The sequence below is a fragment of the Mycobacterium talmoniae genome (assembly GCF_001854525.1).
GTDB classification, from domain to species: domain Bacteria; phylum Actinomycetota; class Actinomycetes; order Mycobacteriales; family Mycobacteriaceae; genus Mycobacterium; species Mycobacterium talmoniae.
The window spans coordinates 81,757-103,470 of sequence record NZ_MLQM01000003.1; the positions used below are offsets into that span (position 1 = coordinate 81,757).

A 21,714-nucleotide genomic window follows, 5' to 3' on the forward strand; every position below is an offset into this window, starting at 1 on the left:
GGGGTCATTGCGCGTTGACGGTGAGGTTGCCGTCGGAGCTGTCCTGGATACGGGTGCCGAACGGTTGGCTGACGTGATCCAGGGTGGAGCGCAGCCATGCGACGTCGTCGCCCCCCACGCGTTCCAACCGCATGCGCCGCGCTCGCATCGGGGTCATCCGCAACGTGATCAGGTTGCCGCTGTCGCGGTCGACCGTGGCGAAGTACAACAGGCGCAACCCCGGGCGGAACGTGTCGAAACCCTCGATGCCTTCGTAGTCGTCGACGGTGTCGCCGCAGCCATACAGGATCAGCCTGCCGCGGTACACCTCGATCGGACGTGGGTGGTGCGACGAGTGGCCGTGCACCAGGTCGACACCGGCATCGATCAGCCGGTGCGCGAAACGCACTTGGGCGGCATCGATCTCGTACCCCCAATTCGAGCCCCAGTGCAGGGAGACGATCACGGTGTCGCCGGGTCGTTTGACGGCGAGGACGCGGTGCGCGACCTCGGCGGCGTGGCGGTCAGAGAGGTCTTTGACGAGGGCGACCCCGGGTCCGTGCTCGGTGGCCGCCCAACCGCGCGGAATCCCGCTGGATTGCAGACCGCGCGCGGTGATGACCACCTGCCCGCCGTCGGGACGCGGCACCGTGGCCGGCCACTCGGCCTGCTCGGCGGTCAGGCCCGCGCCGACACCCCGGATTCCGACGGCGTTCAGCGCGGTCAGCGTGTCGGCAAGGCCGGCGGGCCCGAAATCAAGGACATGATTGTTCGCCAGCGCGCAGGCATCCGGCCGGATCGCGGCGAGGCAGGCGATGTTGTCCGGGTGCATGCGGTAGTGCACGTGTTTGTGCGGCGCGAATGCGCCCCGCGCGGTGATGCTGGTCTCCAAGTTGATCAATCGGACGTCGGGGGCGGCTTCGTCGATGGTCGGTAACGCCTCACCCCATGGCCACGCGAAGTCGGTTGGCCAAGGGATCGGGCCGTTGGCATCCCGGGCGAGTTTGACGTAGGTCCGGGCGTCCGACACCACGGGCTCCCGTAGCCGGGGATCACCGGGGTGCGGCAGGATCTGATCGACGCCGCGGCCGGTCATCACGTCGCCGCACAGAAACAACACCAGTTCGGTGTCGGACTTCGTTGCCACAAGTCGTCCCTGTTCCGAAGGGTACCGCGGGCGACGGCTGGTTGTCCGGACGTTCTTAAGTGTCCGTCGGGTGCCGCGGCTTCCGACGACTATTGTGGCTGCGAAAGATGGTGTCCGACTAGGTCGTTCAGCTTCCTGGCTTGGGCATTTGCGACTAACCGCGCCGGGTTGTGATTGGTCTGGACTCAAGTGGCTGTTGCCGAGCCGCTATCGCCGTTAGGTTGGAAGCGGCAATGTCGCGACAAACCACAGAGAGGTAGATCCGATGGCAGACGGGATGTATCACCCCACCACTCCGGAGATCGCCGCCCGTCGTAAGGAGCTGGCCCCACACGCCCATGAGGCGTTCGAGGCGTTCAGCCGCGCGGTATTCGCCGAGGGCGCGCTGCCGGAAAAGACCAAGCAGCTCATCGCCGTTGCGGTCGCGCACACTACCCAATGCCCGTACTGCATCCAGGGCCACACCAAACTCGCCCACCGCAAAGGCGCCACCGATGAGGAGATTATGGAGGCCGTCTGGGTGGCCGCCGAGATGCGTGCCGGCGGCGCCTACGCACACTCCACGCTGGCGCTGGAGGTGCTGGACAAGTTCCACCACTGACGCCCTTTTCGGTCTGAGACATCCCGACGTCCGCTGGGATTGTTATCGTTTCGTGACCTTAACCTGGCGTGTTTTGGGCCTTTTCGGGCCAGGTTTTGTCGGACCCCGTCGCTAGCGTCGGGGGTATGGAATCGGCTAGCCGCGAACAGATCGTCGAAGCTTTCGACGCGTTGGCTGCCGATATGAACCGGTTGTTGGAGTTGGACTTTGAAGCCCTGACCACCCCGGAACGCCTGGACATGTTGGAGCGCTGCGAGGTGCTGCGCCGCCAACTGCCCGCCGTGGAGCACCCGTTGATCAACCAGCTCGCCGACTACGCCGACGCCTCGGAGTTAGGTGCCAAACTGCGCTGGGCGCTGGCCGATCGGCTGCTGATCACCCGCGGCGAAGCCGGCCGCCGCATCACCGAAGCCACCGACCTCGGGCCCCGGCGCTCGGTCACCGGACAACCCGTGGAACCTGTGTTGCCCACGGTGGCCGCCGCCCAACGCGCCGGACACCTCAACGCCGCCCACATCCGGGTGATCCGCGACTTCTTCAGCTACCTATCCGAGCGCGTCGACACCACCACCCGAACCCAAGCCGAAACCAACCTGACGCAGTGGGCCACCCAGATGCGCCCCGACCACCTCCAGAAACTGGCCGTGCGCTACGCCGACACCCTCGACCAAGACGGCGACTTCACCGACCACCAACGCGCCCAACGCCGCACCCTGGTGCTCGGCCCGCAAGGCCGCGACGGCATGAGCGCCATCAAAGGCTGGCTGACCCCCGAAGCCCGCGCCACACTCGAAGCCGTCCTGGCCCGCTGGGCCGCCCCCGGCATGTGCAACCCCGCAGATGAAACCCCCTGCGTGGACGGCACCCCCAACCAAGCCGCCATCGACAACGACCGCCGCGGCCCCGGCCAACGCAACCACGACGCCCTGCTCGCCATCTGCCGCGCCCTGCTGGCCTCCGGACAACTCGGCCAACACAACGGCCTACCCGCCACCGTCATCATCTCCGCCGCACTCCACGACCTCGAAACCGGCACCGGCAAAGGCTTCACCGGCGGCGGCAGCTGGCTGCCCATGACCGACGTGATCCGCATGGCCTCCCACGCCCACCACTACCTCAGGATTTATGACGGCGCCAAAGAAATCGCGCTCTATCACACCAAACGGCTGGCCTCCCCCGGCCAACGCATCGTCCTGTACGCCAAAGAACGCGGGTGCAGCCACCCCAACTGCCCCGTACCCGGCTACTGCTGCGAAGTCCACCACGACGACGACTACGCCCAAACCGGCGTCACCGACATCCACGGCCTCACCTTCCGCTGCCACCCCCACCACGAAATCATCACTTCTGGCGGCTGGAAAACCCGCAAAAACCACCACGGCCACACCGAAACACTGCCACCCCCACACCTCGACCACGGCCAACCCAGAACCAACAACTACCACCACCCCGACAAACAGCTACCCGACAACGAAGACGACGACGAAGTCCCCTAAAGTACTACGCAACATAGTATTTCGGCGTGGATGCCGCTTTCCCGCCACTCGGGCCGATCGAGTCGCGTCCTAGGCCGCAGGGGTTTGCACGCTCACGGTGCGGCGCCCACAGGCGCTAAGCAACATGAACCCCATCAGCCACACCAGCACCTCTAATACGTTGCAGGACAGTGGATCCGACGAATTTACGCCCGCTGGTGCGGGCGTTAGACAGGGCAGTAACGCCAGGCACGGCGACCCGATAATCCAAGTGACCCAATTGATAAGGAGAACACCTGTTAGGAGTCGATCATGTCATTTTCAGCCCGCACCAATCGAGTGCTGGCATCCCTCGGAGTTGGCGCAGCACTGACCTTCGCCGCCGTCGCCGGCGCATCCCCCGCCGCTGCCACCAATCCCAACAACCCCGGCGGGGGAATGGACCCGCACCTCCCCAACACCATGCAGGGCTGGTGCCCCGGCGGTGGAGCCGGCGGAATCTCCGGTGACGGCTACTGCGACGGCACCAAGTACCCAGATGGCTCGTTCTGGCACATCGTTCGGTTCGGTGTCCCGTTCGCGGGTGAGCAGATCAAGATGTCCTGCGTCGTCGACAACGGCAGCCCGCTGCCACCACTGGCGCCGCCCGGCGGCTGCAACGGTGCGGCCTGATTCTCCCGATCGGACACTAGCTTGGGCGACCGAAACGGGCCACCCCTACAGCGGAGTCACATAGGCCGAGCTGATTCCCCCGTCGACCAGGAACGTCGAGGCGGTGATGAACGACGCGTCGTCGCTGGCCAAAAAGGCGACGGCGGCGGCGATTTCCTCCGGCTCAGCGAACCGGCCCAGCGGCACATGCACCAGCCGGCGCGCCGCCCGCTCGGGATCTGCGGCGAAAAGCTCTTGCAATAGCGGCGTGTTCACCGGGCCCGGGCACAGCGCGTTGACCCGGATCCCCTGCCGTGCGTACTGCACGCCCAGCTCCCGGGACATGGCCAGCACACCCCCCTTGGAGGCCGTATAGGAGATCTGCGACGTCGCCGACCCCATCACCGCCACAAACGACGCGGTGTTGATGATCGAGCCCTTCCCCGCGGGCGCCATATGCCGCAGCGCTGCCCGGCAGCACAGGTACACCGACTTTAAGTTGACGTCCTGCACGCGCTGCCAGGCCGGCAGTTCGGTGTCCTCGATCAGGTCATCCTCCGGCGGGGAGATACCGGCGTTGTTGAACGCGATATCGACCGACCCGTACCGGTCGGCCGCGGTAGCGAACAGCGCATCGACGGCGCCCTGATCGGAAACATCCACCGGCACAAACAATCCGGACAGCTCCTCGGCGGCGGCCGCACCAGCATCAGCATCGACGTCGCCCACCACGATGGTGGCGCCCTCGTCGTGCATGCGACGGGCCGCGGCCAAGCCGATCCCGCCGCCGCCCCCGGTCACCACCGCCACCCGTCCGGCCAGCCGCTGGGTCAGATCGGTCACGGGGCCTCCTTCACGGCGATAAACACGTTCTTGGTGTCGGTGAACGCCAGCGGCGCATCCGGCCCCAACTCGCGCCCCAATCCCGACCGCTTGAAGCCGCCGAACGGGGTGGCATAGCGCACCGACGAATGCGAATTCACCGACAGGTTCCCGGCTTCCACCGCCCGCGCCACCCGCAACGCCCGGGACAGGTCATCGGTCCAGATCGATCCGGACAGGCCGAACATTGTGTCGTTGGCCAGGGCGATCGCGTCGGCCTCGTCGTCGAACCGCAACACGGTGACCACCGGGCCGAAGATCTCCTCGGTGACGGTGCGGTCGGTGCGGTTCGGGGTCAGCACCGTCGGCGCAAACCAGAAGCCGGGACCGTCGGGGGCGCCACCGCGGAACGCCACCGGCGCATCGTCGGGCACATAGGAGGCGACCTTCTCCCAGTGCGGCCGGGACACCAGCGGCCCCATCTCGGTGTCGCGGGAGGCCGGGTCGCCGACGACGACACCGCTGACCGCCGGCTCCAGCAGCTCCATGAACCGGTCGTACACGCTGCGCTGCACCAGGATCCGACTGCGGGCACAGCAGTCCTGGCCGGCGTTATCGAACACCCCGTAGGGTGCGGTGGCCGCCGCGCGCTCCAGGTCGCAGTCGTCGAACACGATGTTGGCGCTCTTGCCGCCCAGCTCCAGGGTGACCCGCTTGACCTGCGTGGCCGCCGCGGCCATCACCCGAGTGCCGGTGACGGTGGATCCGGTGAAGACGATCTTGCGGACATCCGGGTGGGTGACCAGCGCCTCCCCCACCACGGCCCCCTGGCCGGGCAGCACCTGCAGCAGGTCGGGGTCCAGCCCCGCTTCGGCGGCCAGTTCCCCCAGCCGCAGGGTGGTCAGCGGCGTCCACTCGGCGGGTTTGACCAGCACGGCGTTGCCCGCGGCCAGCGCCGGTGCGAAACCCCAGCAGGCAATCGGCATCGGAAAGTTCCACGGCGTGATAACAGCCACCACACCCAGCGGTTCGTGAAAGGTGACGTCGAGCCCGTCGGCGACCGGAATCTGTTGCCCGGATAGGCGTTCCGGGCTGGCCGCGTAGAACTGCAGCACGTCGCGGACGTGACCGGCCTCCCACTCGGCGGCCGAGACCGGGTGCCCGGAGTTGGCGACTTCCAACGCGGCCAACTCGCCGACGTGGGCGTCGACCACCGTCGCGAACGCGCGCAACCGCTCCGCCCGCGCCGCGGGTGCCAGCCGCGACCACCGTCGCTGCGCCGCGTGGGCCCGCGCCACCGCGTCGTCGACGGCGGCGGCCTCGGTGTGCTCGACGCGGTCCAGCGGTTGTTCGGTGGCGGGGTTGACCAGCTGCGCGGCGCTCATCGCACCGCCCCGGCATAGGCCCGCGCGGCATCCACGATCGCGGCGAACAACCGCAAATCGTCGAGGGATTCCTCCGGGTGCCATTGCACCGCCAGCACGAACCCGTCGCCGGGCAGTTCGATCGCCTCGATCACCCCGTCGTCGTCGCGGGCGCTGACCACCAGACCGTCCCCGACCTCGGCGATGGCCTGGTGGTGATAGCACCGCACGGCCGCGGCGTCACCGAGCAGCGCGGCGAGCCGGGTGCCCGGCACGGTGCGCGCCGTGAGCGTGGTGAACACCGCGTTGCCGGCGCGGTGCCCGTTGTGGCCGATCACCTCGGGCAGGTGCTGGTGCAGCGTTCCGCCGAGCGCCACGTTGAGCACCTGGGCGCCGCGGCAGATGCCCAGCACCGGCAGCCCGCGCCGCAGCGCCGCCGCCAGCAAAGCGAATTCCCACGTGTCGCGCAGGCCGCCGGGTTCGTCGGTGGTCGGGTGCCGGGGCTGACCGTAGGCGGCCGGGTCGACGTCCTTGCCGCCGGTGATCACCAGGCCGTCCAGCCGGTCGAGCACCCGATCGGCGATCTCGGGGTCCACCGGCTGCGGCGGCAGCAGCGTCGCGATCCCGCCGGCCGCGGTGATGCCCTGGAAATAGCTGGCCGGCAGGAAACTGGCCGGGACATCCCAAATCCCGGTCTGCGCCTGGTCCAGGTAGGTCGTCATGCCGACGACGGGCCTATAGCCGCTCAAAGCCTCGCACTCTCTCCCAGTCGGTGACCGCGGCGTTGAACGCCTGCACCTCTACCCGTGCGTTGTTGAGGTAATGCGCGACGACGTCGTCACCGAATGCCTTACGCGCCACCGCCGAGTGTTCGAACAGGGCGGCAGCCTCCTCCAGGGTAGTCGGGAGCCGCGGCAGCTCGCTGGCGTAGGCGTTGCCGGCCACCGGCTCCGGCAGCACCAGGCCGTTGTCGAGCCCATGCAGTCCGCCGGCGATCAGCGCCGCGAGCGCCAGGTAGGGATTCACGTCCCCGCCGGGAACGCGGCACTCGACTCGCAGCCCGGCGCCGTGACCGACCACCCGCAGTGCGCAGGTGCGGTTATCCCGCCCCCACCCGACGGCGGTGGGCGCAAAGCTGGCCTCGGCAAACCGCTTGTAGGAGTTGATGGTCGGCGCGTAGCACAGCGTCAACTCCGGCAGTGTCGCCAACTGACCCGCCACGAAGCTGGCAAACAGCGACGACATCCGACCATCGGGGTCGGCGAACACCGGCCTGCCGTCCTCGCCGCGCAGCGACAGATGGATGTGGCAACTGTTGCCTTCGTGTTCGTCGTATTTCGCCATGAACGTCAGGCTTTTACCGTGCTGGTCGGCGATCTCTTTCGCGCCGCTTTTGTAGATGCAGTGGTTATCGCAGGTCTGCATCGCGGGGCCGTAGCGAAAGGTGATCTCCTGCTGGCCGGGGTGGCATTCACCCTTGACGCTCTCCCACGCCAGCCCGGCCTCGGCCATCTGCAGACGGATGTCGCGCAGCAGCGGCTCGAGCCGAGATCCGGCCGCCAGGCCGTAGTCGGCGTTGTAGTCGGTGGCCGGGGTCAGGCCGCGGTAGCCCTGCGCCCACGCCTGCCGGTAGCTGTCCTCGAACACCAGAAATTCCAGTTCGGTGGCGGCGTCGGGCACCAGGCCCCGCTCGGCGAGCCGGTCGATCTGCGCGGCCAGGATCCGGCGCGGTGCGACCGCCACCGGACCGCCGTCGTGGTGGCGCAGGTCGGCCAGCACCAGCGCGGTGCCGGGCAACCAGGGGATGCGTCGTAGCGTGCCGAAGTCCGGGATCAGCACCATGTCGCCGTACCCGGTGTCCCAATTCGACAGGGCGTAGCCGGGCACCGTGTTCATTTCGACGTCGACCGCCAACAGGTAGCTGCAGCACTCCACCCCGTGGCTGGCCACCTCGTCGACGAAGTGGGCGGCCGCGATCCGCTTGCCCGTCAGCCGGCCCTGCATATCGGGGAACGCGACGATGACGGTGTCGATATCGCCGGCCGCGACCAGCTGCTGCAGGTCGGTAACCGTGAGCACCTCTCCGATCCTATCCGCGCCTGGCGCAGGAGCCGGTCAGGTCAGTAAGTCATCATCCCAGTCGACGTCGCGAACCCGGTTCTCGGCGGCGTACCGGACGCCGCGGACGATGGTCGCGGGGTCGAAGTCGGTTTCCAGATCGTCGAGCCCGACGACGAAGCCTGGCGGCGACGTCAGGTGCGCAGGGTAGGGACGGCCACCGACACGTTTGGCGCGGCTGCGCGGCGAGTGGCGGATGCGTCGCCGCAGCTAACTCTCATACGAAACAGCAGGCGCAGCAGTCACTTCTGCCTCTTGCGAGCGTGCGGAATAACGGTGATTGGCTCGGCGTGTCGACCGGGGACACGCACCCTCGCGGAGAAGGGCGGGGAAGGCGAGGATCACCAGGTGCTGGTGCGCAACACGATTTCGGCGGCCAGCTGAGCGGTGGATTCCTGGGCGCTGCGACGACCCAGCAGTTCCACCACCCGGAAGTCGCCGTAGACGTAGCGCTGGCTGGCGCGGGCCACCTGCTGCGCGCCCCGGCCACTCACCAACACGGTGGTATTGATCTCCACCGGCGGGCAATGCTCATCGCGCACCATGCCGTTGAGGTCGGGCACCCGCGGATGGCCCCGGTCGATGGCCACCAGGCCGGTGAAGCGATCCAGCCGGGTCGCGGCCAACTCCCAGGCCAGCTCGCCGCCGCCGAGCCGATCGCCGACCACCACCCCCCACTGGATGTCGAGCGAGTCGAGAATGCCGACCACCGACTTGACCGTCAGCCGGGGATCGGGACCGACGACGACGGTCCGCAGGTGGGCGGTGTGCAGGCGTTCGCAGACGGCGTCGTACGCGGCGACGGTGCGCTGGGCGGCGCTGAGCACCACCACGACAGGACTCCCTTCGGGGCCGGCCACGCTGACCGGGATGGGGAATCCGTCGACGGTTGTCATCGTCGAAGGCATTTTCAGCACGCTACAACCAGACGGCGCCTGGCGGGCCATTTTCGACGCGGTCTCAGCGACCTTTCAGGCAGGCCGACTTGCTGGGCCGATGGTACGCAGAAAACCCCTGCGTGCGTGGCGGTTTGAGTCAAGCGGCAGTGCCAACGGTTTTCGGCATCACCGCGATCACGACGAACGCCGCCACCGGCGCCAGCGCCCCGACGGCGAAACCGACATCGCCCGTCGCCTGGTACAGCGGCACCCAGAGCGCGGGCGCGAGTGCGCCGCCGAAGAACTGGAACGCCAAGGCCAGCGAGGCCGCCCCACCCCGGTTGGCCGGCGCACTGGTGATCGCGAGGCTGTTGATGACCGGGCGCAGCCCGGTGACCGCGATTCCGGCCAGCACGATGCCCAGCGCCAGCATCGCCACCGTCGCCGAGAACGCCGCGGTCAGGATCCCGGCGGCCAGCACGGTGGTCATGGCCAGCCCGAGTATGCGCGCGCCGATCCGGTCCATCAGGGCGCCCAGCAGTCCCGCGCAGACCAGTCCGGCGATGCCGAATCCGGCGGCGACCAGCCCGCGCGGGGTCGGCCCAAGGCCGAACACCTGTTGCGCGCGCAGGCTTCCGAGCACGGTGAGCCCGACGGCGGCGAGGTAGTACAGGAACGACAGCGCACACGCCCGCGCGAGACCTTTCGTTTTCAGGGCGCGCCACGACGCCGGCCCCGACGCGTGGCGCGCCACCACCGCTTCGCCGGGCGGCCGCGCCACCAGCAGCACCGCAAGCGCCGCCGGGAACGCGAACGCCAACCGCCAGTGCACCGCGGTCACCATCCCGCTGACCAGTGGGCTGAAGGCTTGGCCGGCGGCCTGCATGGCGGCGAACCAGCCCAGCGCCGCACCCAGTCGGTGCCGCGGCACCTGGTCTCCGATCGCCGCCACCAACAGCGGAGTGATGAAGGCGTTGGTGGCGCCTTGTACGACGCGACCGGCCAAGAACCACGTCATGTCCGGTGCGAGCGCACACCAGGCGCTGGCCACCACGAACAGCAGCAGCGCCACCTGGATGGTGCGACGGCGGCCCCACCGTTCGGCGAGGGTGCCCGACACCAGCATCAGCCCGGCGAACGGCACCATGTAGGCGCTCACGGCACCGGCCGCGGCCCGCTCGGTGCCACCGAGACCGAGGGCAACCTCGTGGATCATCGGTGTGACCATGGTGCTGCCGAACGGGCCGAGGAACCCGCCGGCATACAGCGGCCAGACCCGCTCGGCGGTGGAGGTGGCCTCCGAACGGGTCGGCACCCGTCAGTTGGTGATCAGATTGCGGACCAGCTGGTTATAGCGGGAGTCGTCGGCGATCAGCCCCCAGCTCAGCATCCAGTCGTAGGTGCGCTGGAACTGATCTTGGGGGTAAGGCTGTTGCTGCATGAACCGAAACCGGCTGAGCGGGAAGTCATCTGGGTGCAGCTCGCCGAGTTCCGGCGGCACTTCGGCGATCAGGTGGTGCAGGTAGGGCCGCGGGTTGTCGTTGAGTTTGACCACCGCGCGGTTGACCGCCCGGCCGATCGCCTCATAGGTCTCGGTGGCCAGATCGGGGCTGGCCACCTCGGAACCGATGTAGAACGCCTCGCCCAGCAGCTTGTATCCCTGCTTTTCGGCGAGGGTAATCCACGGCTCCATCAGCGCGGCGGCCGCAACCCGTCCGTCGCGCAGCGCTTCAAACCGCTGCTGTGGTCCGCCGAGGTGCACCACCTTGATCTCCTCGCGCGGCAGGAAACCTTCGAGCAACTGCAGCGCGACGTAGTGCGAACCGTGGTGGAAGTTGACCGCGACCTCCTTGTTCGCCAGGTCGGACGGATGGACCTCGGGGGCGTCGGGCGCAACGACCAGCGCCTGGCCGGCGACCGCTGCGCGCTTGCTCACGATCCGGCCGCCGATCGTGCTGTCGTGCGACCGCCGGATTTGGCCCCACTCGCAGGCGCGGTACAGGGTGGCCTCGCCGCTCTCGAAGTGGGATTTGGTGGCCCCGAAGGCGCTGAGCAGTTCGTGGTTGTCCAGGTAGGTGACGGCCGCGTATTCCTTGGGGACGAAGGTGACCTCCAGGCCTTCCTCGGCGAAGTAGCCTTCATCGTGGGCGACGAGCTGGGGCAGCGAAAACACCAGTGACAGTAGTTCCATGGTGACCGGAGTCGGCATTAGGACTACACCTTTCTTTTGTGTTGGGAAATCAGAGCAGGTCGGCGACGATGCGCCGGCTGGCGTCAAAGAGGGCGGGATCTTCCGGCGAGCGCGGCCGGGGCAGGTTGATGACGTATTCCCGGGTGACGAAGGCGGGCCGGCCGGAGAGCACGATCACCCGGTCGGCGAGCAGCGCCGCCTCCAGCGGGTTGTGGGTCACCAGCAGGCCCGACAACGGGCGCTGCAGCCACAATTCCTGCAGTAGGAGTCGCAGGCGTCGTCCAGTGATCTCGTCGAGGGCGCTGAACGGCTCGTCGAGCAGCATCAGCTCCGGTTGCACCGCAAACGCCCGCGCGACGGCGACCCGCTGGCGTTGGCCGCCGGACAGCAGCGACGGGAACGTGTCCGCGTACCCGCCAAGCCCGACCGAGTCCAAGATCGCGTCCACCCCATCGGTATTCAGTGCGGCCGCCTCGACGGCGAGTTCGACGTTCTTGCGCACCGAAATCCAGTCCAGCAACCGCGGCTGCTGAAACACCACGCCCAGGCGCGGCGCCCCGCCGGCCGTGTGCACCACGCCGGCATCGGGGTGCTCGAGTCCGGCGATCAGATGCAGCAAGGTGGTCTTGCCGGTGCCGGAGGCGCCGACCACGGCGACGAACTCACCGGTGCTCACCGTCAGCGAGAACTCGCGGAAGATGGCCGTCCCCGCGAAGCTCTTGGAAACCGCGTCCAGGACCACTGCCGTGCTCATACCGCGCTGGCCTTCCGCCAGCGGGTCAGGTACCGCTCCAGCCCCTGCAGCACACCGTATTCGAGGATCGCCATCACGACCGCAAACAGCATCGTCCAGCTCAGCACGCCGGCGACGTCTTGCGCACCGAAGGCGTTGTTGAGCTCGTAGCCGACGCCGCTGGACATGCCGAACACTTCGACCAGCACAATCACCTTCCACGACAGGGAAAGTCCGATCCGGGCACCGGAGAACAGGGCAGGCTGGATCGCGGGCAGCCACAGGTAGCGCAGCCTTCGGCGCAGCGGGAACCGGTAGACGTGCACCATCTCCGCCAGTTCCCCGGACAGCGACGCGACGCCTTGATAAACGTTCAAGGTCAGCGCCGGCGCGGCCGACAGCGCCACCGCGATCACCGGGTTGGTCAAGCCGACGCCGAACCAGATCACGCACAGCAGCGCCCAGATCAGGCTCGGCACCGTAAGGCCGAGCAGCACAGCGGGTTCGAAAAAGCGGCGGGCCACGGCGTTGCGCCCCATCCCGATCCCGACGGCAAGCGACACGACGAACGCCAGCGTGAAGCCCAACGCCACCCGCAGCAAGGTGATTCCCAACGCGGACAGGAAATGCCCGCCCGCGACGGTGGTGACCAGCGCCCTGGCGATCGCGGGCAGGCCGGGTACCAAGACGTTGTCCAGTTGCATGGCCATCAGCTGCCAACCGGCGGCTAGCGTCGCCACAAACAAGGCGGGCGGCCAGATCGCTTGCGGCCAGGCCCGGCGGGTGCGGCGCCGGGCCGGCTGCGGTGCCGTGTTCGGCAGTGCCTGTGGCGCGACGACGCTGCGGACCGTCATGAGGTCAGATTCGAGTAGATGGGCGCCGCCGGCGCTTTGGGTAGCAGCCCGTACTGCACGGCGGTCGCTATCTGGGTGTCCATGCTCGACGCCGCGGCCCGACCCCATTCGACCGGGTAGAGGTCGACGAGGCGCTGCGGCAGCAACCTGATCGCCTCCTTCTCGGTGGCCGGGATCCCGTAGTAGTCGGCCAGCTCCGCCAGGATCTGCGGCCGTTCGTGGATTTTGCGATGGGTATCCAGCCGGAGTTCGGCGAGCGCCACGGCGACGTCGAGGTTTTGCTTCACCCACTCCGACTGGGCGCCTTGCCCGTTGAGCAGCAACGGCTCCGAGCGCCCAGTCCCCTGGCGCCAGAGGTCGTCCACGGTCGCCAGTTGCCGCGCTCCCTTGGCCACCAGACGGGTCGCGTTGGGCTCGATGGTGAGAATGCCCTCCACGTCGCCGCGATTGAACAGCGCCAGGCCCGCCAGCACCGCCCCCTGGTGGATCTCGTAGTCCTTGTTGAACTCGATACCGTTCACGGCCGCGGCCAGCTGCGCCGAACGGTAGGCGTCGCTGTTGTTCGGTGGTGTCGCGATGGGTTTGCCGCGCAGATCGGCCGGGGTGCGATACGGGCTGTTGTCCGGGACGAGCCATCGCACATGGTTGTTCAGGCTGGTGCTGAACACGGTCAGCGCGGCGCCGGCGTTGTTGGCGACGACGGCGCCGATCGGTCCCATGCTCGCGGTGTTCAGCGCGCCCGACAGCAGCTTGTTTTGGACATCCCCCGGACCGGTGCCGGCCACGTAGGACACCGCCAGCGAGCCAAGCAGGCCGTACCGCTCCGCAATCGGCCGAATCACCGCGCCGGCGGTCCCCTTCTGGGTGTCTTCGACCTTGGCCCGCTTCTCCCGCGCGGTGGCGGCGCCGCACGACGCCAACACCGCGCTCAGCGCCACTCCGCCGAGCCCGGCGACACCGGCACGCAACAGCGTGCGGCGGTCAACCATCCCGTCCGACACCCGCACAACTCCTCGAACTCGTCGCGCGACGTCACCGCACCCGAGCAGGTTCTAGTTACCGAAATCCGACCGGGCGAAGGGGATTTCCCAGTTCCCGGCTATCAGACGCCACGGTAGAAGCGCGCCACCGCACCGTCAACGGATGTTGAACGTCCTACCGGGCACAAAAGCCGAGGCGGCCGCGCATGATCGTGCGGAATTGCAGTGCTTTGCCGCCGACCCGCGCCGTGGTGCGCGGTTTACTTCCGGCTGAGTTAAACGGGCCGGTGGATCAGCCCCGGCGGTGGGCTGCAAGCGATTGGCGGGCAGCAGATATCGTCAGCTAGGCCACGGGTGACACACGCTGGACACCGCGTTGTCCTGGTCGACCAGGCCTACGACGGTGTCCCGGTAGATGGCTTGCCGACGAGCCACCTCCGATGCGGCCATGCCTGCCGGGCTCTCGCGGATATCACGCACCTGCGCCACCGCTTGTTTACCCAGCGCGGCGATACGCTGCGCGTGCGGCGCCAGCTCAGCGACAGATATCCGCGATGAGTAGGACTGGAGGTGATCGGACCAATCCTGGTAGTCGCCGAAAGTCGGCTCGTCCCGGGTGATCGACTGCGGATCGAGCAGGGCCTGGTGCTCGAAGAGAAACCTCACCAGGCCGTCGGCGGTGCGACAGTCCGCCCTGAATTGCCGTGACGGCCATAAATAGATCGGGAGCCCAAAGGCCGCGGTGAAGACCACCAGCAGGGCCACCATCGGCACGGTGCGCGGCGGCGACGCCGCGCTGACATCCTGGTCGAGCGCCGGCGCACGATCGGGGCCGACCGCCGCGCGCAGCAATTCCAGGCGGTGTTGTCGGCGGCGCCGGGCGTTTCGCGTCCGCAGCGATACGGCGACCACGGCCACCGCCACCGCGGCGTACACCCAGCGTTGTCGCAGGCCGCCGGCGAAGGCCACAGTCAGCGCGCCGAGCGCCAGAGCCGATAACCACCACGGCGATGTCCGCTGCAACCACGACATGCGCTGCCGGTAGGCGTCCAGCAGCGCCCCGAGACGCAGCGCGGCCGCCACGACCGCGGGATCGTCGGGAATGCCACCGCGCCGCAGTGACCGGACGGCTTGCCGCCGCTGCGGTCCGCTGAGCCCGGCCAGCGCGGCGCGATACCCGCGTGATGTCGGTGCATACAGCGCGGTGACGGCCGCGCCGAATGCCAGGCTGACGCCGGCCAGCCAGACCGTTGCCCCGCCCCATCCCATCGCGCGAGGGGTCAACGGAAAGAGCAACGCGTAGTAGGCGCTGACGCCGATCACCGTCACCAGCGACCGCACCAACCAGCGCAGCCACCATGGCCCGTCGAGCAACCGATCTCGCACGGTTAGTCAGTGTCGCAGCACCGGTGCGGCACCCCGGCGCCCACCTGCACTGTGGTCGCCACGGTGGGTCGCGCCGGTGGCCCGGTGTCGAGCAACTCGGTGATCGCATCGATGTCGAGGTGGGCGATCAGCAGATCGGCCATCACGTCCAACTGCGCATCCCGGCGGGCGGCCACGTCGACGTCGTCGGCGACCACGAAGCCGTCCCGGCCCGCGGCGACCGCCGCGGCGGTTAACCAGTCCCGCCGAAACGCGTCGTTGTCGAACAGCCCGTGCCAATGGGTCCCGAATACCGGGCCGCGGCGATAGCCGTGCGGGGACCCGGCCGCCTCGAACCACGCCGACTCGGCGCAGCGCGCCAGCCGACCATGGTGGATCTCGTAGCCGGTGAACGGTTGCTGCCAATGCCGGAGCACCTTGTCGGCGGTGAACACGATGTCGGCGTCCAGCAGGCCCAGCCCGTCGACCCGGCCGGCGCGGGTTTCCACCGGATCGTCGATGGACCGACACAGCATCTGGAAGCCGCCGCAGATGCCCAGCACCGGCCGGCCCGCCGCGGCGTGCGCCACGACCGGTTCGGCCAGGCCCGTCTCGTGCAGCCAGGCCAGATCGGCGACGGTGGCCTTGCTGCCCGGCAGCACGATCACGTCGGCGTCGGCGAGGTCGGCGGGATCGGTCACCCACCGCACCAGCACCCCCGGTTCGCAGGCCAGCGCCTCCACATCGGTCGAGTTGGAGATCCGGGGCAGCCGCAGTGCGGCCACCCGCAGCCACTGCCGGCCGCGGGGTGGCTGCGGGGTGCCCAGCACCCGGTGCGCGCGCACCGACACCGAATCCTCGGCGTCCAGCCACAGCTCCTCGGCGTAGGGCAGCACCCCGTAGGTGGGGCGGCCGGTGAGTTCGGCGAGCTGGCGCAGACCGGGCGCCAACAGATCCGGGTCGCCGCGGAACTTGTTCACGATGAACCCGGCGATCAGCCGCTGGTCGGTGGGGTGCAAGATCGCGACCGTGCCGAACAGATGCGCCAGCAGCCCGCCGCGGTCGATGTCGCCGACCAGGAGCACCGGCAGCTCAGCGGCCTGTGCCAGCCCCATGTTGGCCAGATCGGTTGCACGCAGGTTGATTTCGGCCGGCGATCCGGCGCCCTCACAGATCACCGCGTCGAACTCGGTGCGCAGCGAGGTCAACTCGGCGGCGACGACGTCGGCCAGCTTGGACCGATGGGTGTGGTAGTCGGCGGCGCTGACCGAGTCGGCGACGCGTCCGCGGACCACCAGCTGGGAGGTGCGGTCGCTGCCCGGTTTGAGCAGGATCGGGTTGAACCGGATGCTGGGCGCGAGTCCGGCGGCCCGGGCCTGCATGGCCTGCGCGCGGCCGATCTCGCCGCCGTCGACGGTGACCACGGAGTTGTTGGACATGTTCTGCGCCTTGAACGGCGCCACCCGAACCCCCTTGCGCGCCAACAGCCGGCATAGCCCCGCGACCACGAGCGACTTGCCGGCGTCGGAGCTGGTGCCGGCCACCAGCAGCGCGCCCGCGGTCACGTTGGCGCGGCGAGCAGACGCGGGGAAAGCGTCACGGCAGGGTCAGGATCTCGGCGCCGTCGTCGGTCACCACCAGGGTGTGCTCGAACTGGGCGGTCCACTTGCCGTCGGTGGTGGCCACCGTCCAGCCGTCGTCCCAGATCTCGTAGTCCAACGCGCCGAGGTTGATCATCGGCTCGATGGTGAACGTCATCCCCGGCTCGATGACCGTGGTGACGGCCGGCTGATCGTAATGCAGAATCACCAGCCCGTTGTGAAACGTGGTGCCGATCCCGTGCCCGGTGAAATCACGAACGACGTTGTAGCCGAACCGGTTTGCGTACGACTCGATGACCCGCCCGACCACCGACAGGGAACGCCCGGGTTTGACCGCTTTGATAGCGCGCAGCGTCGCCTCGCGGGTGCGCTCGACGAGCAGCCGATGCTCCTCGGACACGTCACCGGCCAAGAACGTCGCATTGGTGTCACCGTGCACCCCGTCGATGTAGGCGGTGACGTCGATGTTGACGATGTCGCCGTCCTCGATCACCGTCGAGTCGGGGATCCCGTGACAGATGATCTCGTTCAGCGACGTGCAGCACGACTTGGGAAAGCCCTTGTAGCCCAGCGTCGACGGATAGGCGCCGTGGTCGACCATGTAGTCGTGGGCGATCCGGTCGAGCTCGTCGGTGGTCACCCCGGGCGCAACGGCCTTGCCGGCCTCAGCCAGGGCGCCCGCGGCGATCCGTCCGGCCACCCGCATCTTCTCGATCACCTCGGGCGTCTGCACCCAGGGCTCGCTGCCCTCGCGGGCGGTGGGTTTGCCGACGTATTCCGGGCGTTCGATGGATTTGGGCACCGGCAGCGTCGGGGAGAGCACGCCGGGCGACAGCGCAGAGCGGGTGGGCATTCTGCCAGCTTAATAGGCACCGCTACCGGCTAGATTCACTCTATGGCCCGTGACGACGTCGACGCCGAGTTCGCCACACGCTTCGCCGAGCGGTTCGCCGACACCTGGCGCACCCCCGACCTGGCCAAGCACGAAGCGTTGTGGGACGACGACATCGTGCTGATCCAGCCGCTGATGGGCACGCTGCGCGGCAAGCAGGCCTGCCGGGAGGCGTTTCAGCGGCTATTCACGCTGGTCCCCGACCTGCACGCCGAGGTGCACGCCGTCGCCCACGACGAACACCGGGTGTTCATCGAGTTCACGCTGAGCGGAACCTATGGCGGCAAGCCGATCGCGTGGGATGCGGTCGATCGGTTCACTTTCACCGGCGGTCGGATCGCCGAACGGGTGTCCTATTTCGACGCCAGCCCACTGGTGGTCAAGCTGCTGGGCCGCCCCCGCGGATGGGACCGACTGGCGCGGGCCGGGACGGCGTTGTTCGGCCGCTAGCGGCGAGGTCGGCGGCGGCTGAGCCAGGACCGGCGACGCGGGCCTTTGATGTCGACCGAGCCACCCACCACCCGTCCGGTCAGCACCACATGGGGTGTGCCTTCCGCCGGCGCATTCGTGCGGTGCTCCCGCGCGCTGCCGAGGTAGACCTCTACGTCGTCGATTGAGGCGCTGGCACCGTCGGGCAGCCGGATCTCCACCGAACCGAACCGCATATCGAGTTCGATGACGACGACGGGGCCGGCGAAGCGGGCGTTGACCAGATCCAACTCCACCGAGCCCAGCCGGCGCACCAACGCCAACCGGGTCGGGACAATCCACTCGCCGTGCCGTTTGAGCGAGCCGGCCCAGCCGCGCAGCTCCACCCGGTCGGCGGCCGAGGTGACGATCGAGCGCGGCCCGGGCAGATCCCCGACCAGGGTGTCGAGTTCGGCGCGCATCCGGGCCTGCGACACCTGCGCCGAGCGTTCCTCGAATTCACCGATATCGATCAGCCCGAGCGCGACCGCGTTGTGTAGCCGACGCAGCGTGCCGTTGCGGTCGGCGTCCGAGATGCGCAACGCGGGGGCCGAATCCCCGTCGAATGCTGTCATGGCCGTTCCTGTCGTCGATCTCCCCCGCAACTTACCGCTGCCGACGCCGGTGTGGGGTGCGAGGAGCTGGTCGGCGGGGCCGGCCGGCCGCGGGTTACGCCAGGTAGTCGCCCGGCAGGCTTTGCAGCATCACCTTGGTCATCCGGACCGCGTACTCCGAGCTGCCGCCCCCGACGATCAGCGCCGCGAACGCCATATCACCGCGGTATCCGGCGAACCAGGAATGCGAGCCGCCGTCGAATTCGGCCTCACCGGTCTTCCCGTACACCTCGCCGCAGTCGGCAATGTCCTTCGCGGTGCCGTTGGTCACCACCAGCCGCATCATCGGCCGCAGCCCGTCGAGGATTTTGTCGGTGATCGGGGTGGCCTCCCCGGTGAGCGTCGTGGGCCGCCCCTCGATGAGCTGGGGCACCGGGGTCCTGCCGGCCGCGACCGTGGCGGCCATCAGTGCCACACCGAACGGGCTGGCCAGCACCTTGCCCTGACCGAAGCCGTCCTCGGTGCGCTCGGCCAGGTCCACCGTCGGCGGCGCCGAGCCGGTCACCGTGGTGATGCCCTCCACCTGATAGTCGAGCCCCAGCCCGTACTGCGCGGCGGCCAGCGACAACGCCCGCGGCGGCATCCGGCTGGCCAATTCGGCGAACGTGGTGTTGCAGGAACTGGCGAAGGCGCGCGCCATCGGCACCACCCCCAGGTCGAAGCCGCCGTAATTGGGAATCGTGCGCTGGCCGATGTCGATCTCGCCGGGGCAGCCCAGCAGGGTGTTCGGGGTGGCCATATCGCGTTCCATCGCCGCGCCCGCGGTCACCATCTTGAACGTCGATCCCGGCGGGAACAGCCCGGTGGTGGCCAGCGGGCCGTCGGCGTCGGCGCCGGCGTTCTGCGCGACGGCCAAGATCTCCCCGGTCGACGGGCGGATCACCACCATCATCGCCTTGCCGCCGCGGGTGTCCACCGCGTGTTGGGCGGCGTTCTGCACGGCGCGATCCAGGCTGATGGTGATCGACGGCGCGGGCGAGGGCGCCACCTCGTGCAACACCGCCACGTCGACGCCGTTCTGGTTGACGCTGACCACCCGCCAACCCGCCTCACCGTCTAGTTCGCTGGCCACCTGCTCCTTGACCTGGTTGACCACCGTGGGCGCGAAGTGGTCGTCGGTGGCCAACATCGCTTCTTGCGGGGTAACCACCACGCCCGGCAACTGACCGATCGCCGGGGCGACCCGGTTGTTGTCGTCGGTGCGCAGCGTGATCAGGTCCACCGGATGGGTCGACGAACTGGCCTCTTCGGCGAGCCGCTGCGGGTCGTTGAAGGCGTCGTCGAACGGGTGCAGCGCCTCGACCACCGCGCGCGCGGTGTGCATCAGGGTGCGGCCCGCCCGGGTGGCATCCAGTTGGTAGTGGTACAGGTAGCCCGGCACCAGCACGTCGGTGCCGCCAACCTCGTTGACCGAGGCTCGCCGCGGCGGGTCGGCCCGCAACGCAAACGTCTGGCGCTCCCCCAGCCGAGGATGCAGCCCGGTGGTGGTCCAGCGCACCTGCCAGCGCCCCTCGTTGCGCACCATCTTGAGCTGACCGTCGTAGGTCCAGGCCCGGTTCTTGGGCAGCTGCCAGGTGTAGCGGTAGTCGACGCTGCCGGTGTCCTCGCTGTATTTCGCGCCCTGTACCTGCGCGTCCAGCCGGTTGGCTTGCAGCCCGGCCCACGCCGCGTTGAGCGCCTCGCGGGCCGCGCCGGGGTCATCGGTGAGCTGGGCCGCGGTCGCGGTGTCGCCGGTGGCCAACGCCGCAAAGAACTGCTCGGCGGCCGGCGCGGGGCCGTCCGGGCGCGGGGTGCAGGCCGCCGCGGCGGCCACCGTCACCAGCACAACCACCAGACCCGCGACCCGTGATGCCCATGAGGTTTCTGTTGTCATTGTGGCTGATGTTAGAAGGCGGGGCGGCTCGACCAGCGGAGGCGCACCGAGACCGAACCGTTACGTGTGACGGCTTGGCTCGGTCCTAGCCGTCCCACCAGCATTGGCTGGCGACGATATATTTGCCCGATGACCGCCCTCCGCCCGTCGCCGTCCCCCCGGTAGCGCATGCTCGCCGTCGGATCACTGATCGCCGGATACCGCATCGAGCGAGTCCTCGGCGAGGGCGGCATGGGTGCGGTCTATCTGGTGGCCAACCCCGAACTCCCCCGCCGTGAGGCAATGAAACTGCTGTCGGCCGAGTTGTCGCGGGATAAGGGGTTTCGGGCCCGGTTCATCCGTGAAGCCGACGTGGCCTCCCAGCTGGACCATCCCAACATCGTGTCGATTCACCGGCGCGGCCAAACCGAAGACGGTCAGCTGTGGATCGCCATGCAGTTCGTCGACGGCACCGACGCCGACGCCGCGCTGCGCGCCGGGCAGATGACCCCGGAGCGGGCGGTCCACATCGCCGGCGAGGTCGCCAAAGCGCTCGACTACGCCCACCGGCACAACGTGCTGCACCGCGACGTCAAACCCGCGAACTTCCTGCTGTCGGGCGAGGTCGGCCCCGAGGAGCGGGTGCTGTTGGGAGACTTCGGCATCGCCCGGGCGTTTGACGACGCCAGCCTGACCGGCACCGGCCAGGTGATGGCCACCGTCTCCTACGCGCCACCGGAGGCGCTGAGCGGCGCCACCGTGGACCGCCGCGCCGACCAGTACTCGTTGGGCTGCGCGCTGTTTCGGATGCTGACCGGCAAGACGCCGTTCGGCGATGCCGGCGGGCAGGCCGCGGTGATGAAGGCCCACCTGCATCAGCCGCCGCCGCGGGTCAGCGAGATCGCGGGATGGTTGTCACCGGCGCTGGACGGCGTGCTCGCGACCGCGCTCGCCAAAGACCCGGGCCGCCGTTTCGCCAGTTGCAGCGAGCTGGCCGCGGCCGCCAAAGCGGCGCTGCGCCAACCCACTCCGAATAGCGAGGCGACCCAGCGCATTGCGCCGCTGATGGCGCTGGCTCTTAGAGACATCTGGCGCGGGCGAGGAGTTGCGGGGGGTGGGGGGTGGGGGG

General features: G+C 68.7%; 21 protein-coding genes. 5 read left to right on the top strand and 16 right to left on the bottom strand.

Going from position 1 to position 21,714, the window contains the following annotated elements:
• Positions 1–4: 4 nt before the first annotated feature.
• A complete protein-coding gene (locus tag BKN37_RS01485; RefSeq protein ID WP_071020154.1) occupies positions 5–1,126 on the bottom strand; it encodes a CapA family protein in 1,122 nt (373 codons plus the stop codon).
• Positions 1,127–1,391: 265 nt separating this feature from the next.
• Between BKN37_RS01485 and BKN37_RS01490 the strand changes: the two genes are divergently transcribed.
• The 3 genes from BKN37_RS01490 to BKN37_RS01500 all read left to right on the top strand — a co-directional run bounded on the left by BKN37_RS01490 (position 1,392) and on the right by BKN37_RS01500 (position 3,874).
• Positions 1,392–1,727, top strand: a complete 336-nt coding sequence (locus BKN37_RS01490) for a carboxymuconolactone decarboxylase family protein (RefSeq protein ID WP_071020159.1) — start codon at positions 1,392–1,394, stop codon at positions 1,725–1,727.
• A 125-nt stretch (positions 1,728–1,852) separates the two neighbouring features.
• Complete coding sequence (locus BKN37_RS01495; RefSeq protein ID WP_071020162.1) at positions 1,853–3,223, top strand: HNH endonuclease signature motif containing protein; 1,371 nt, start codon at positions 1,853–1,855, stop codon at positions 3,221–3,223.
• 291 nt (positions 3,224–3,514) lie between these two features.
• Entirely contained in the window at positions 3,515–3,874 is a 360-nt protein-coding gene (locus BKN37_RS01500; RefSeq protein ID WP_071020165.1) for a hypothetical protein, read from the top strand.
• A 45-nt stretch (positions 3,875–3,919) separates the two neighbouring features.
• Here the strand turns inward: BKN37_RS01500 and BKN37_RS01505 are convergent, their stop codons facing one another.
• The 13 genes from BKN37_RS01505 to map all read right to left on the bottom strand — a co-directional run bounded on the left by BKN37_RS01505 (position 3,920) and on the right by map (position 17,612).
• Complete coding sequence (locus BKN37_RS01505; protein ID WP_071020168.1) at positions 3,920–4,696, bottom strand: 3-oxoacyl-ACP reductase; 777 nt, start codon at positions 4,694–4,696, stop codon at positions 3,920–3,922.
• On the bottom strand, positions 4,693–6,060 hold the full coding sequence (locus BKN37_RS01510; protein ID WP_071020171.1) for an aldehyde dehydrogenase family protein: 1,368 nt from the start codon (positions 6,058–6,060) through the stop codon (positions 4,693–4,695). Before BKN37_RS01510 ends, BKN37_RS01505 begins: the two co-directional genes overlap by 4 nt.
• Positions 6,057–6,761 (bottom strand): gamma-glutamyl-gamma-aminobutyrate hydrolase family protein, encoded by a 705-nt coding sequence (locus BKN37_RS01515; protein ID WP_071020177.1) that lies wholly within the window; start codon positions 6,759–6,761, stop codon positions 6,057–6,059. Before BKN37_RS01515 ends, BKN37_RS01510 begins: the two co-directional genes overlap by 4 nt.
• 13 nt (positions 6,762–6,774) lie before the next feature.
• Entirely contained in the window at positions 6,775–8,118 is a 1,344-nt protein-coding gene (locus tag BKN37_RS01520) for a glutamine synthetase family protein (protein ID WP_423212752.1), read from the bottom strand.
• Positions 8,119–8,498: 380 nt separating this feature from the next.
• A complete protein-coding gene (locus BKN37_RS01525; RefSeq protein ID WP_071020258.1) occupies positions 8,499–9,065 on the bottom strand; it encodes an alpha/beta fold hydrolase in 567 nt (188 codons plus the stop codon).
• A 127-nt stretch (positions 9,066–9,192) separates the two neighbouring features.
• Positions 9,193–10,350, bottom strand: coding sequence for an MFS transporter (locus BKN37_RS01530; RefSeq protein ID WP_071020184.1), 1,158 nt, complete (start codon positions 10,348–10,350; stop codon positions 9,193–9,195).
• Between the two features lie 3 nt (positions 10,351–10,353).
• A complete protein-coding gene (locus BKN37_RS01535) occupies positions 10,354–11,244 on the bottom strand; it encodes an ABC transporter substrate-binding protein (RefSeq protein ID WP_071020188.1) in 891 nt (296 codons plus the stop codon).
• A 31-nt stretch (positions 11,245–11,275) separates the two neighbouring features.
• A complete protein-coding gene (locus tag BKN37_RS01540; protein ID WP_071020191.1) occupies positions 11,276–11,980 on the bottom strand; it encodes an ABC transporter ATP-binding protein in 705 nt (234 codons plus the stop codon).
• On the bottom strand, positions 11,977–12,813 hold the full coding sequence (locus BKN37_RS01545; protein WP_207547197.1) for an ABC transporter permease: 837 nt from the start codon (positions 12,811–12,813) through the stop codon (positions 11,977–11,979). The genes BKN37_RS01540 and BKN37_RS01545 overlap by 4 nt, the downstream gene beginning before the upstream one ends.
• A complete protein-coding gene (locus BKN37_RS01550) occupies positions 12,810–13,814 on the bottom strand; it encodes an ABC transporter substrate-binding protein (RefSeq protein ID WP_131823505.1) in 1,005 nt (334 codons plus the stop codon). The genes BKN37_RS01545 and BKN37_RS01550 overlap by 4 nt, the downstream gene beginning before the upstream one ends.
• A gap of 318 nt (positions 13,815–14,132) precedes the next feature.
• Positions 14,133–15,179: a hypothetical protein gene (locus BKN37_RS01555; protein ID WP_071020197.1), complete on the bottom strand. Its 1,047-nt coding sequence runs from the start codon at positions 15,177–15,179 to the stop codon at positions 14,133–14,135.
• A 2-nt stretch (positions 15,180–15,181) separates the two neighbouring features.
• Positions 15,182–16,723: a cobyric acid synthase gene (locus BKN37_RS01560; RefSeq protein ID WP_071020201.1), complete on the bottom strand. Its 1,542-nt coding sequence runs from the start codon at positions 16,721–16,723 to the stop codon at positions 15,182–15,184.
• Between the two features lie 31 nt (positions 16,724–16,754).
• Positions 16,755–17,612 (bottom strand): type I methionyl aminopeptidase, encoded by an 858-nt coding sequence (gene map / locus BKN37_RS01565; RefSeq protein WP_071020204.1) that lies wholly within the window; start codon positions 17,610–17,612, stop codon positions 16,755–16,757.
• 42 nt (positions 17,613–17,654) lie between these two features.
• Between map and BKN37_RS01570 the strand changes: the two genes are divergently transcribed.
• The gene (locus BKN37_RS01570) at positions 17,655–18,101 is read left to right on the top strand and encodes a nuclear transport factor 2 family protein (protein WP_071020207.1); all 447 of its coding nucleotides are present in this window, start codon (positions 17,655–17,657) and stop codon (positions 18,099–18,101) included.
• On the opposite strand, the gene BKN37_RS01575 is transcribed toward BKN37_RS01570, so the two are convergent.
• Together BKN37_RS01575 and BKN37_RS01580 are read right to left on the bottom strand one after the other, a co-directional pair.
• Positions 18,098–18,694, bottom strand: coding sequence for a DUF1707 SHOCT-like domain-containing protein (locus BKN37_RS01575; RefSeq protein WP_071020212.1), 597 nt, complete (start codon positions 18,692–18,694; stop codon positions 18,098–18,100). The two genes, BKN37_RS01570 and BKN37_RS01575, sit on opposite strands and share 4 nt — an antisense overlap.
• A gap of 94 nt (positions 18,695–18,788) precedes the next feature.
• The gene (locus BKN37_RS01580) at positions 18,789–20,606 is read right to left on the bottom strand and encodes a penicillin-binding transpeptidase domain-containing protein (RefSeq protein ID WP_071020215.1); all 1,818 of its coding nucleotides are present in this window, start codon (positions 20,604–20,606) and stop codon (positions 18,789–18,791) included.
• A gap of 168 nt (positions 20,607–20,774) precedes the next feature.
• Here BKN37_RS01580 and BKN37_RS01585 point away from each other — a divergent pair.
• Positions 20,775–21,714 (top strand): serine/threonine-protein kinase (locus tag BKN37_RS01585; protein ID WP_131823506.1); only part of this gene is annotated, 940 nt, incomplete at its 3' end.

Excerpts from the sequence above, each read along its gene's own strand:
- BKN37_RS01490 (WP_071020159.1), top strand. The coding sequence starts at position 1,392 with ATGGCAGACGGGATGTATCACCCCACCACTCCGGAGATCGCCGCCCGT.
- BKN37_RS01535 (WP_071020188.1), bottom strand. The coding sequence starts at position 11,244 with ATGCCGACTCCGGTCACCATGGAACTACTGTCACTGGTGTTTTCGCTG.
- BKN37_RS01510 (WP_071020171.1), bottom strand. The coding sequence starts at position 6,060 with ATGAGCGCCGCGCAGCTGGTCAACCCCGCCACCGAACAACCGCTGGAC.
- BKN37_RS01540 (WP_071020191.1), bottom strand. The coding sequence starts at position 11,980 with ATGAGCACGGCAGTGGTCCTGGACGCGGTTTCCAAGAGCTTCGCGGGG.
- BKN37_RS01545 (WP_207547197.1), bottom strand. The coding sequence starts at position 12,813 with ATGACGGTCCGCAGCGTCGTCGCGCCACAGGCACTGCCGAACACGGCA.
- BKN37_RS01500 (WP_071020165.1), top strand. The coding sequence starts at position 3,515 with ATGTCATTTTCAGCCCGCACCAATCGAGTGCTGGCATCCCTCGGAGTT.
- BKN37_RS01570 (WP_071020207.1), top strand. The coding sequence starts at position 17,655 with ATGGCCCGTGACGACGTCGACGCCGAGTTCGCCACACGCTTCGCCGAG.
- BKN37_RS01575 (WP_071020212.1), bottom strand. The coding sequence starts at position 18,694 with ATGACAGCATTCGACGGGGATTCGGCCCCCGCGTTGCGCATCTCGGAC.
- BKN37_RS01515 (WP_071020177.1), bottom strand. The coding sequence starts at position 6,761 with ATGACGACCTACCTGGACCAGGCGCAGACCGGGATTTGGGATGTCCCG.
- BKN37_RS01580 (WP_071020215.1), bottom strand. The coding sequence starts at position 20,606 with ATGACAACAGAAACCTCATGGGCATCACGGGTCGCGGGTCTGGTGGTT.
- BKN37_RS01525 (WP_071020258.1), bottom strand. The coding sequence starts at position 9,065 with ATGCCTTCGACGATGACAACCGTCGACGGATTCCCCATCCCGGTCAGC.
- map (WP_071020204.1), bottom strand. The coding sequence starts at position 17,612 with ATGCCCACCCGCTCTGCGCTGTCGCCCGGCGTGCTCTCCCCGACGCTG.
- BKN37_RS01495 (WP_071020162.1), top strand. The coding sequence starts at position 1,853 with ATGGAATCGGCTAGCCGCGAACAGATCGTCGAAGCTTTCGACGCGTTG.